Raw genomic sequence first — 12,572 nt, 5'->3', positions numbered from 1 at the left:
CGTCACACAAGCGTCATATCGTGTGCCAGGTTAGCTGATTCCGAGGTTGAATGTTTATGTTTACCGTTGATCAAGTCATTCGAGATAATTACCCCGCACTGGAGCAAAAACCATGGCTGGCAAAGCCGCTAAAAGGTGTCTTGCGGCGGTTGCTTCATGAGCGTGATATTAACGATTTTGCCGAGAAGTATCCTCACCTCAATGGTCTTGATTTTGTTGAAAAAGTACTCGACTACTTCTGCTTTAGCTACAGCATTAGTGATCGCGATAAAGCTCGCATTCCGGCCACCGGTCGGGTGGTTATTATTGCCAACCACCCAATCGGCTCGCTCGACGGTCTCGCTTTGCTAAAGCTGGTTGCCGAGATCCGCAGCGATGTCAAAGCCGTGGTGAACGAGTTGCTGATGAACGTTAAACCACTGACGCCGATGCTGCTGCCGGTTAATAACATGACCGGAAACACGGCCAAGGAATGCCTAAAGAACATCGAAAGTCATCTACAAACTGATGGCGCTTTGATCATTTTCCCCGCCGGTGAAGTGTCGCGCCTGCATCCTACTGGCGTCAAAGATAGCCGCTGGCGCTCAGGCTTTTTGAAAATGGCAACGCAAACCCAAGCGCCGATTGTGCCGATGTTTGTCAGCGGCCGAAACTCTGCGCTGTTCTACAGTGCCTCAATGATTTACAAGCCGTTATCTACCGTCCTGTTGGTTAAGGAAATGTTCCGCCAACGCGATAAAAGCCTCACCGTTAAGGTTGGCGAGCCCATTCCATACGAAAGCTATTCCAGCCTGAATATGCCCAATCGCGAGCGAGTCAAGTTGTTCAAACGGCACTTGTACCGAATCGCCAAGGGACGCAAGGGCTTATTCAAGACCTTTTCTGCCATCGCCCATCCGGAAAGCCGAGCCGAACTCAAACATGCCATTGAACAATGCGAGCGCTTGGGTGAAACCGCCGACGGCAAGCAAATCTACCTTTACCGCTTTACCGAAAGCTCGCCCATCATGCGTGAAATTGGCCGCTTGCGGGAAGTGTCGTTTCGTGCCGTTGGTGAGGGAACCGGCGAGCGTCGCGATATGGATTCATACGATGCCCATTACTTACACCTAGTACTTTGGGATCGGGAAGATTTAGAAATTGTCGGCGCTTATCGTTTAGCCGATACCCAGCGAGTGATTGATGAAAAAGGCCTGAAGGGTCTTTATACCAGTTCATTGTTCGATTTTGATAAACAAATGGACAAATACCTACCGCAGGGTGTTGAGCTGGGTCGGTCATTTGTGCAGCCTCGCTATTGGGGCAAGCGCTCGCTCGACTACCTCTGGTATGGCATTGGCGCATTTTTGGTGAAGTACCCCGGCTACCGGTATTTGTTTGGGCCGGTCAGCATCAGCAATAGCTTTCCAAAGCCAGCGCGCGACTTGCTGGTATTTTTTTACAAGCTTTATTTTTCTAGCAAAGAGCCCATTGCCCACTCGCGGCAACCCTATGGTATTGCCGATGACACCCTGCAGACCCTCAAAGCGACATTTTCTGGGGCGGATTACAAAGAAGACTTTACTCAGTTAAAGCACCTACTGGCTAATATGGGCGTGTCGGTCCCAACGCTGTACAAGCAGTACACCGAAGTGGCCGAACAAGACGGCGTGCAGTTTCTCGATTTTGGTATTGATCCTGATTTTGCCGATTGCGTCGATGGTTTGGTGTTAGTCGATATTGCCAAGCTGAAAGCCAAAAAACGCGCCCGTTATATGGGCGCGGCAGATGTTAGTAAAGCCAGTTAAGATTGGCGCATTAGGTTCACTTCGTATCTCGGGCTGCCTGGCAATACGGTTTGCAATTGGCTCTCAGTCAGCCCCCAATGTTGCGCCAGTATGGTCGCCCACCAGCGAAATGCGCTAGAAGTTGGCATCAGATCGCGGCCTTGGAATAGCTGTTGTTCCTCAAGCCCAGGCCAAGCCCCTAACACACTACCGCCTTTCATGGCGCCACCGGCGACCAACATACAACTAGCGGTGCCGTGATCGGTGCCCGCCGTGCCATTTTCTCGAACCGTGCGGCCAAACTCGGTTGAGACCACCACCACCGTATTACGCCACTCGTCCCCTAAGCTTTCTTTCAGTGCCGCCAGCCCTTGGTCAAGCTCGGTCAGTTGGCGGTTAAGGCGATTGACCTGATTGTTATGGGTATCCCAGCCCCCCAGTTCGAGCATGGCGCAATCAGGGCCATTGTCGCTCGTCATAAGGGTGCCGCAGGCGGCCGCCAACGACTTAAATGTTGCCTTTTTATTCTCTTTAGCTTGGTCCAGCGCCAGTAAATCGCGGGCCGCTAAACCTTCTTGCAAAGAGGTTAGCATCGACGGTGTTTCTTCATACATGTCCATCAATGCGGCGTAAGTGTCTTCTTTGCTGAGCCGGAAGCGACTTGGAAACCATTCCATCACCTGCTCGGCGCTGCGAAAAGCGATGGGGGTGGTTTGTGCTATCGCCAGCCCTTGCGCATGACGGCTATTAATCGCTCGTGCTAACCAACCGCTGTCGTGGTCGATTTGGCCGAGGCCCGATTCGAGAAAATCCTGACCATCAAAGTGAGAGCGGCTGTCATACCCTGAACCAACGGCAACAATCGGCGAAAATTGCCCAGATTGGTACCAACTGTGCAGGTTTTTTAATGATGGATGCAGGGCAAATTCCGATGACAACGGCAGTGCCGAGGGCAGCCATCCGTCCGTCAGTTTAGGACGATGCTGGCGCAAGTTGTTATCAGCAACAGGGATCACGGTGTGCAGCGAATCAAGCGCGCCACGGAGCAACACCCACACCAACTTCTTGCCCGCGGTGGATGTTGCGGAATTGGTTGTTTGCGCCCAGACCGGCGCCGTTGGCCACAGCATTAAGCTGGCCCCTGATAGTTGTAAAAAACGTCTGCGATCCACAATTACCTCCACTGAAACTCTGGGCTCATCAGCAACAAGGTCGTTGCTTGCGCTCTTGACTCGGCTCGATTGACCATTTGATAGGTCCGTTGCGAAGCGGAGTCAGCTAATGCGGTTTGCAGCAAACTATCGGCGTTACGGCGATAACGACCGGCGACCAGCGTCGCCCAGTCAATCCGAGCCATCAGTGCCCTGGAGCCGAGCCAATCGGCTTGCGAATCGCCATAGCCAGCTGGAGAGCCTGCGCTATAGGGTTGCTGGCCGAGCTGTTTCAAAGTAGCCACAAACTTCTTCGCCGGAAGATTTGGAGGCTGCAACAAGCGTAATGATGAGTACAGAAATTCCTGCGGCGTTTTGAATTTCTGCCGCTCAGATCGCCAGCTCTCATCACTGTCAATTAGCGCCAGCATCACTTGCTTAATCTCACCGCCACTTTGCTGCCAAGCGGCTTCCAGTTGTTGTATCAGCGCTTCGGATGGTTCATCGGCAATAAAGTGGCGAGCCAGCTTGGTGCAGAGATGACGACGGGTTGCCGGATGACGAGCTAACGCCACTAACATGGCTTCGCCCTGCTTTACGCCTGCTTGGCGATAATTACTGCCAAGCAGCTCTCGCCGGCCAGGTTCATGGCCGCTCGCGCGAAAGCGAAAGCCGGTGGTTTTATCTTTATTTGGGTTGGCCACGCTCCAGCCGGTAATGCCTTTGGCCAGTTCAATCACATCGGTTTGGCTGTAACCCCCATCAACGCCCAGAGTGTGTAATTCGAGGATCTCGCGGGCGAGGTTTTCGTTCATACCCTTGCCGCGTCGGCCCAGCTTTGAATTTGGTCCAAAGGAGCGCTCGTTGTTCAGGTAAATGAGCATTGCCGGATGCTTCACCACCGCCATCAATAGTGACTCGAACGAGCCCAGCAAGTTCGGTGCAATGGCATCGCGTTCAAGAGCTGGTGCCAGAACCCACATCAAATCGTTTTGCGCAGTCACCGAAAAGTGATTGGCAAAAAAGGCCAACAGGCGCCATTGGATGGTGTGTTCAGCGCTTAATATCGTGTTCAGCTGATCCTCAACAAAGGCGAAATTTTGCTGACGCGGATATCGTTTCTTGTCGTCGTCTAGCTCTTTCCCTGCCGCTTTCAGACGCTTTTTTTCCGCCCGATTATTGGCAATGTTGAGTAATAAAGTCTCTGTTGATGGTAATTGCTTACCAAATTGAGGGGTGATCAGTCCTTGTTTGAGCCAAGCTTGGGCCTGTTCTGGCGCTAAGTTATCGCCGGCTCGAAAGCCGTAGCCAAACCGATTGGCGGCGATAACAGCCATATTCGTTTGATTGTAAGCGGGCATCTCAACCTTTGCAGACAGCGTTCTCTCAGATCCGCCCATCGGATCCTGATGATGCGCCGAGCATATAAAAAAACCAGCGATAAAAGCCGGCCTTCGCGCCCATCTTTACCAAAATTTACTTTTCTGGCTCTCGCTTCGAACAGTTGTCATTTGTGATCTTTGTATCAACTCCAATCAGTACTGTTAGCCGAATCACAGCGCACACTCGTGCCGCAGAAAGCAAATTAAAGCACCAAAACGACACAAACAAACGCACCAATTTGATTCAATTAATAACAAAATTGACTAAAAACTCTAACATTTACAACAAAACCTCTCCGTAAGCACCGTCTTTCAACTTGGAATGATAATTGCGATACGCCTCTCTGAGAACAACATGAAAGCGCGCCAACAGCGCTATTGAAGTACTTACAAACGCTGAAAAGTGGCCGGCAAACAGAGAACAGTTCTGAGCTGTTTGCAGGTCACCCATTCCGGTCAAATTACTTGAGATGTTTTGCATGTCACTAAAAAATCTGAAATACACTGCGCTATTTGCTGCCATTAGTAGTGCTATCACCACTCCAGTTCAAGCTGACGATGATGCCGAGGCCTTTAGAGGGTTAGAGCGAATCTCTGTCACAGCCACACGCCGAGTTAACACGGTACAAGACATCCCAGTTAACATTACTGCGCTTGGAGGCGATGTCCTCGAAGATAATCGCATCACCGACTTGGTTGATATCTCTAAATGGGTGCCAGGGATGACAGTAGTCGACCAAGGAGGTCGCGCGCCATCACCTATTATTGTTCGCGGTTTGAATACGGGTAGCCTCGGGCCTACCGGTGAGAATGGCGGAGGCGGCACCGTCGGCACTTACTTAGGTGACGTGCCGGTATACGTTGACTTGCACATGTATGACATGGATCGTATTGAAGTGTTAATTGGCCCTCAAGGCACGCTTTACGGCGCTGGCACACTGGCTGGTGCGATTCGTTATTTACCCAACAAACCATCATTCGATGGCATTGAAGTAATTGCCAATGGCGGTCTTTCGCAGACCAGTGAGAGCGATGACCCAAACTACGAAGCCAGCACCATCGTTAACCTGCCACTAAGCGACACGCTGGCTTTACGGGCTTCAGTTGGTTATGACAAAACAGCTGGTTTTATCGATTACAACTATTTGGTTCGCGAAGCTGGGGTATCCAATCCGCAGCCCGACTTTAGTAACCCTGCCGATGTCGCCGCCAATCTGCGCTCGAAAGAGGATGCCAACGGCGATGAGACCTTGTTCGGTCGAGTCGGTTTACGTTGGACGCCCGCTGACAATGTCGATGTCAATTTCACTTATTACTACCAAAAAGATAAACCAGAAGGGCGAACACTGGTTCACCGCGAATCATTTGGCACTGGCAAGTACGAAAGTGGCTACCGATTTGAAGAACCCAATGAAATGAAAAACCAGGTGTTCAGCTTGGAAGTCGAAGCCGACCTTGACTTTGCCAGCTTAGTTGTCGCTTTAGGCAAAACTGACTACGACGAAATTGGACAGCGCGACCAAACCGATTTGTTGCTGAACTTTGAATACGGCTACGAAGGTTTCCCTTCGTTTGCGGCATTCACTCGTGAAGTGGCCGATGAAGACACCTTTACCGGAGAAGTTCGCTTGGTGTCGCAGGCTGATAGCAAATTACAGTGGATTGTTGGCGCCTTTTACAACAAATTTGAAGTCGATTCGACATCAGAAGAGTTCACTCCCGGCATTCCTGAGTTCTGGGACATCGATCGCCCAGACAACTTAGAGTACATGTCCTTCCTCGATGAGACCATTAAAGAAAAAGCTATTTTTGGCGAGCTGAGCTACGATGTCACCGAAGCCCTCACCGTCACATTAGGGGCTCGAGTTTATGACTACGAAGATGACGTCAAGCAAGGATTTGCCCTACCTCTGCTCGATGGCGAGCCTATCGATATAATCTTTAACACGTCAGAAGGTTCGGCAGATGATGATGGTTCTTTGTTCAAGTTTAATGCCGCATACCAAGCAACTGATGACATTCTGACTTACTTCACCGTCAGCGAAGGCTATCGAATTGGCGGTGGTAACGCGGTGGCACCTTGCGATGAAGATTTAGAATTACAGCAAAACGTCTGTGCATTACCCAATGAGCTATTCTACGACCCTGACGAAACTCTCAACTTTGAGCTTGGTACTCACAGTACATTGCTGGATAACACTCTCGAGTTCAATGCCGCAATCTATTTAATAAAATGGGATAAACCGCAAGTCCCAACCGTTACCACAAACGGCAGCGTCAACATCACCACCAATGGTCCAAAGGCAGAGAGTAAAGGTGTCGAGTTATCGAGCCGTTATTTGTTGACCGAGGATTGGATGTTGTTCGGCACTTACGCATACACAAATGCTGAGTTGACTGAAGATTCGCTAAAATCTCAGCAAGATCCCGATGATGGTAATGGCCCTGTTGGCGGAGAGCATGCATATGATGGCGATCGACTGCCAGGCTCACCGGAACATCAAGCTTCATTTGGCAGTACCTATACAACTGAGTTGAACGGTATGCCATTAGAGTTTGGCTACAACATGCAATATACCGGAGATATCTATACCAAGCTGGGTAACCATGACAATGGCGAAACTCTGGGTGGTTATACCCTTCATAACCTGTCGGCCAAGATGAGTTATGAAAACTGGGATTTCACCTTGTTTGCCGATAACTTTACCGATAAGTATGCCGTCACCTCGGTGCGAACCGACTTTAGTAACGTTCGTGAGGTAAATGGCTTCGATCTGCGCCGCTATGGTAAGTACATCAATACCCCTAGAACAATTGGTTTGCGAGTGAAATACAACTTTGCCAACTGATCGTCGAGACACATAAGCCAATGATCACAGGGGGCTATCATGCCCCCTGTTGATATGCCAAAATCATTCTTTACCCTTGGTCGTCTGGATACCCAGTGAGTTCTATCCCATCGATTGAACAGCTCCACAAAGCTGCCCAACAAGCCCTCAATCAACAAAATTTTAAAGCGGCCCACCAGTTTTGCTTGCAAGTATTGCAGCAACAGCCAGAGCATGCCGATAGCTATTTTTTGCTCGCCATGATCGCCGCTTCGATGCAGCAATTGACAAAAGCGTTAGAGTTAGTGGAACGCGCGCTGGCCTTAGCACCCAAAACGGCAGAATATCAGGCTCAACATGCCCGCATATTAGCGCAGCTAAACCGTCCATCTGAAGCCAGTCAGAGTGCCGAATTGGCTCGCAAATGGGTCTCAGACAACGACGCATTAACGCTCGATACCATTGGCGTGGTATTTAGTCGAGTCGGCCAACACCAATTGGCTGCAGAGTTGTTTCGCCGCGTTTGCGCACTTCGCCCTAAACAGCCGAGTTACTGGTTTAATCTGGCAGCCTCGGCACGCTTTAATGGCGACTTCGATGAGGCTAGACAAGCTTATGAACGGGTAATTAGCTTAAATCCCAACCATTACCCAGCCCATTCATCACTGACCGATTTAGGTGGCATTAGCGAGTCTCACAATCACATCGACCGCTTGACCAAGACAAAAGCAAACTGCCATTCGGTCGACGGTCATGTCCATTTGGGCCATGCTCTACTTAAAGAGCATGAAGCACTCGGCCAATATGACCAAGCATTCACTGCGTTATCAGAAGCAAACGAGCGCAAAAAGCAGCAACTCAACTACCAAAGCAGTGATGATCAGGCGTTGTTTGACGCAATGATTGAAGCATTTGAACATCGCGCCAGCCACAGCTCAAATGGTGACCCAAATGACGAGGCTATTTTCATCACCGGCATGCCTCGCTCGGGCACGACATTAGTGGATCGCATCATCTCAAATCACTCCAAAGTCACCACTGCCGGAGAACTACAGAACTTCGGCGTCGAGTTGAAGCGAGCTTGTGCCACCCAGTCAAATCGGGTGCTTGATCCGCCAACCATTAGCAAAGCTTGCCAACTCGACTTAGCAGCCATCGGCAAACGATATATCGACAGCACCAGACCGCAAACCGGTCAAACAGCACATTTTACTGACAAGATGCCGCTGAACTTTTTCTACTTGGGTTTCATCGCTGAAGCACTGCCGAACGCCAAGTTAATCTGGCTTGACAGAAATCCCATGGATACCTGTATCAGCAACTTCAGGCAGCTATTTGCACTTAACTTCAGTTATTACAACTATTCCTATGATTTGCTCGATACTGGCCGCTATTACTTGCAATTTCGCCGCCTGATGGATTTCTGGCAGCAACGGCTTGGGGAACGCCTGTTACGAATCGAATATGAATCCTTGGTAGCCAGCCCAGATAGTGAGATACGCCGGATATTGAACCATTGCGGCTTAGATTTTGAACCACAATGCGTCAATTTTCATTTGAATCAAGCGCCCGTTTCGACCGCCAGTGCGGTGCAAGTGCGGCAACCCATTAACAGCGATTCGATAGGCCGTTGGCGGCGCTATGATCAGCAAACAAAAGCCCTGCAGCAACTATTGCGACAAGGCGGGTTAACCATCGAGTAATTCTGCAATTAAAAAACCGGCTAAGAAGCCGGTTTTTATATGAAGAGCAGCACCTTACTGGCGATATCAATACGGGGTTAAACCGCAAACGGATACTTAATCGGATCGTGGTGCTGATAGCCAACGACTTCAAAGTCATCCATGGTCACCCAGGTTTCCAAATCCTTCAGTGACTTAATATCTGGATTGATGTTCAGTTGCGGCGACGGGAATGGCTCTCGCTTGAGCTGAACATCGCGCATCATCGGCAATTGATCTTCATAAATATGTTTTAGGAACCAAACTACAAAAAAGACACTTCATTATACTCAAAGGGCTAAGCAAATAAACTTCCTTCTTGACTGACTTTTTATATGGAACCATAATAAAAGGACTTTCAAACAAATCACATCCTTATTTTTCATGGTCCAATTCGTTTTAGTCAGAGCATCGCAGGTTGACAAGCAGTTAACTGTAGAGTCCCAAGAACAGACTCTAGAGCTAAAGCATGCTCACAAACGTACGCAGATCATGACTCTGTTTAGTAAAGAAGAAAGGATTGTTTATCACGCTCATAACTGGTTCAGCTATTTAAATAGGTCTATTGGCCGTTCCATTACAAGTAGCACTGCTGAACAGTACGGACGGTCACTATCTTATCTTTGTGAATGGCTAGAAACTTCCGATTACTTTCCAAACTTATCACTTGACCAAGCCCTAGAAATAATTAGCCGTGATGACATAGTTGAATGGCAAAGTTACCAACAAGAAAAGGGGTGCAGTAACTCAACCCGAAGTGGCCGAGAAGCAGCTATCAAAGAGTTCTTAACTTGGCTAACGACAAGTGAAGGAGGGAACATCAGGAGCTTAGAAGACTCTCCGTGGGGGCGATCAAACACTCTAAGATACACCGTAAGAAAAGCGAATAAGAAGAGTCCTAAGCACATTACGAAAGAGCTGGTCATCAGCGTGTTATCAGCAATGCATAATGAATGTGAGCGTTGCATGTTCCATACTCAATATGATACTGGGCTACGCTTATCGGAGCTGATTAACTTAAAAAAGGGGGACCTACCTTCGAGTTCGATCTATTCAAACCAAGAGTTTGAACTTTATCCTCTCTTAGTAAATGGCAACAAAGGAAGAGTCACTGGATTGAAAACTCGAAACACGGTGATTTCGAGGGCTGTTCTAAATCGAATACGTAAGTATCACAATTCTCCCGAGTATAAACTCGCCACAGGTTGGAGAGTAAATGATCCCAACAAGCCTGTTTTTCTCACTAGCAATGGGAAACCATGGGCTAGTAGAAATGCATCAAAGCAATTCAAAAGCGCAGTCCTCCGCTCAGGCATCCAAATTGAAATGAAAAGCCACTGGCTAAGGCACGGAACAGCTTATTCAGTCCTAGGCTCAGATATGGGGAAAGATTATGAAGACCGCATGCTAACTATTCAGCAAATGCTCGGCCATGCGGACATATCGACAACAGAAATCTACACCCAGATTCCTCCAGCTGTTCTAGCAAAATTGAACTCAGAGGGGCAGAAAACAAACCGACTTGAAGAGGCAGAAGCTATTCGTGAGGCTACATACCTCCCCCCATTAAAACATACAGAGAAGCGGGGGCATTATCGTGACTAGCCCGACTTTACTAGTACCGAAACCAACCACGCGGGAGCCACACAAGCAATTGCAATGGCTATTTCTGCTACTCAAGCGAGAGAAGCCCACTGCTAATGTTGACCAAGCACTGAACTGGTACCTTGAATACCTATCCAAGACAAATGGGGGCTATGGAAGGTTAAAGCAAGATCAACGCTTTTTCATCCAAGAATACTGGGAAGCAGATGCTCTACTCCGCTTCACGAAATGGCTTGTTCTCCAAAAGCGCATAAAGTCACTAACTCGTTACTCTATTTACAAGCTAGTAAGGCAGGCCATGGACTGGGCCTATGAACTAGGGTTAATTAATGCTGTTGTTTACCATGCTCCGATATTCAAAGGCGTTCCTGAAACCAACGAGCGAGCACCTTACTCAGAGGCTGAACAGGAAATCATTGATGTTGCTTTAAGCAGAGCTTTAGTGCACGCCAAGCGAGTATCTGAACCATATGAAAAGACAAATCTAGGTATTCCATATTGTCGCCCGAACAAGGATCCTCTTGTTGTCCAAGGTAAAGAATTATCTGTCATCGATGCCAGCGGGAAGTACGGCATACCGCAAAATACAATCACCGAACGAAGGAGAAAAGGCTGGTCGGACGAACAGTGTCTTGGACTAGCTCCTCCACCCGAACGCAACATTGAAAACGGAAAACCAGTAAAAGTAACAGTAGAAGGCGTAGAGTGGCCGTCTATAACTTCAGCAGCTAGAAACTATAAGGTCTGCGCTTCACTAGCAAACAGCAGACTGGCAACTGGATATAGGCCGGAGCAAGCTTTTGGCCTTGAGCCATTGGTGAGCAAAAGGGGAAGCTTCGAAAGCACTCTTTTTGAATTTGAAGAGCGTTATAGCTGTGATCCGCTGAGGATGCTACTCGCTGTAAAGAAAGATCGTTCGATCACCATCAAATCACTAATGAATTTCTATATTCGGATAGGTGTTTGGCCATTTGTGGATAGGCGACTAATTCTGCCTCTAGCGGCAGAGTTATCTAGATTAACAGGTCTAAATGCTGAATCTGTCGCGTCTTTGACACTTGATAGTTATCAGCCTCATCATCCATTAACTGGGCAACCATTCATTGCATATACAAAGGTAAGAGCAGGCAATGAAAATCAATCTGAAGACAAAGAATTACATTTAACTCTGCTAGAACAAGGAGAGCATTTCATTAAGGATGAGCTCCAACGTCGAGTGTCGGATCTGATCGCATTGACCCAAACGCTTACAGCCCCTCTTCGTTCCCACGCCAAAGGAGATGCGACAAACAAGTTATTCATCTATGAACATGATTGTTGGAACCAAAATCCAAGCAATGCGCTCATTCACCGAGTAACCCACATAATTTGGAGAGGTCCAACTAAACAACACAAGGCAAATAACTCAGATGCCTTAACGGCAACACCTTGGGCTAAACAGTTTTGCAAGGAGAATAATTTGTATGCCCTTTTAGGTGAAGATTTCATGTTCAACTTCAGTCGCTTCCGCAGTACTTCAATCAACAATATGGTCAAAGCAGGAGCAGACATATTCGAGATACAAGCTACAGCTGGCCACAATAGCCTGGTGACTACATCAACGTATCTTGATGACAATTTTCTTGAGAATGAGTTCCACACGACCATAGGAACAGCATTAGTAGAAATTTCACACTCCAAGCCGAGCAAAGACTCCGCTCGCCACTCAGACGCTAAGGCTTCTGATAAGAACCCAACTGGGGTCACAGAAACCCTTTCTGGGCTGCGTTGCAAAGATGCTTTTAACCCAAGCGCTAAAGTCCGCCAGCTCACAAAACACATCGATGGATCCCCATGCAAATTCTGGAACATGTGCTTATTGTGTGAACAGTCATCAGTGCATGAAGGAGGGTTGCCTAAGCTCATCGCATACAAATGGAAGTTAGAGCTTTCATTAGAAGAGAACCGGGCAAATATGAAAAAGAGAAATGAGTTATACAGAGCTGTCCTTTTAGTTATCAATGACTTGCTAACCCCCGATCATCACTTTCCTGAAGATGTACTAAAACAGTCAAAATCACTTGCGATTGAGCTTGATGACGAAGAAATAGATCAACTGGTTTATATGGGGCTATGAGGT

The 12,572-nt window shown here is 48.2% G+C and carries 7 protein-coding genes and 1 pseudogene; 5 read left to right on the top strand and 3 right to left on the bottom strand.

The window, feature by feature from the left end:
- The first annotated feature begins 56 nt into the window (after positions 1-56).
- Entirely contained in the window at positions 57-1,787 is a 1,731-nt protein-coding gene (gene olsF / locus IC617_RS05460) for a bifunctional ornithine lipid synthase OlsF (protein WP_191143966.1), read from the top strand.
- Here the strand turns inward: olsF and IC617_RS05455 are convergent.
- Entirely contained in the window at positions 1,784-2,938 is a 1,155-nt protein-coding gene (locus tag IC617_RS05455; RefSeq protein ID WP_369410366.1) for a DUF1501 domain-containing protein, read from the bottom strand. The two genes, olsF and IC617_RS05455, sit on opposite strands and share 4 nt — an antisense overlap.
- Before the next feature lie 2 nt (positions 2,939-2,940).
- Positions 2,941-4,254 (bottom strand): DUF1800 domain-containing protein, encoded by a 1,314-nt coding sequence (locus IC617_RS05450; protein WP_224745814.1) that lies wholly within the window; start codon positions 4,252-4,254, stop codon positions 2,941-2,943.
- Between the two features lie 524 nt (positions 4,255-4,778).
- On the opposite strand from IC617_RS05450, the gene IC617_RS05445 reads away from it, so the two are divergent.
- Both IC617_RS05445 and IC617_RS19035 read left to right on the top strand, forming a co-directional pair.
- Entirely contained in the window at positions 4,779-7,148 is a 2,370-nt protein-coding gene (locus IC617_RS05445; protein WP_224745813.1) for a TonB-dependent receptor, read from the top strand.
- A 95-nt stretch (positions 7,149-7,243) separates the two neighbouring features.
- Entirely contained in the window at positions 7,244-8,830 is a 1,587-nt protein-coding gene (locus IC617_RS19035; RefSeq protein ID WP_191143963.1) for a sulfotransferase, read from the top strand.
- Positions 8,831-8,907: 77 nt separating this feature from the next.
- On the opposite strand, the pseudogene IC617_RS05435 reads toward IC617_RS19035, so the two are convergent.
- Positions 8,908-9,099 (bottom strand): annotated as a pseudogene (locus IC617_RS05435) (thymidylate synthase); the annotation flags it as partial.
- 241 nt (positions 9,100-9,340) lie between these two features.
- On the opposite strand from IC617_RS05435, the gene IC617_RS05430 reads away from it, so the two are divergent.
- Positions 9,341-10,453, top strand: coding sequence for a tyrosine-type recombinase/integrase (locus IC617_RS05430; protein ID WP_191143962.1), 1,113 nt, complete (start codon positions 9,341-9,343; stop codon positions 10,451-10,453).
- On the top strand, positions 10,446-12,569 hold the full coding sequence (locus IC617_RS05425; protein WP_191143961.1) for a site-specific integrase: 2,124 nt from the start codon (positions 10,446-10,448) through the stop codon (positions 12,567-12,569). Before IC617_RS05430 ends, IC617_RS05425 begins: the two co-directional genes overlap by 8 nt.
- Positions 12,570-12,572: the final 3 nt, after the last annotated feature.

The sequence above is a fragment of the Neiella litorisoli genome, from assembly GCF_014773395.1.
In the GTDB taxonomy this organism is placed as follows: Bacteria; Pseudomonadota; Gammaproteobacteria; order Enterobacterales; family Neiellaceae; genus Neiella; species Neiella litorisoli.
Note: the sequence above shows the minus strand (reverse complement) of the source record. Positions and strands in the feature narration are given on the sequence as shown.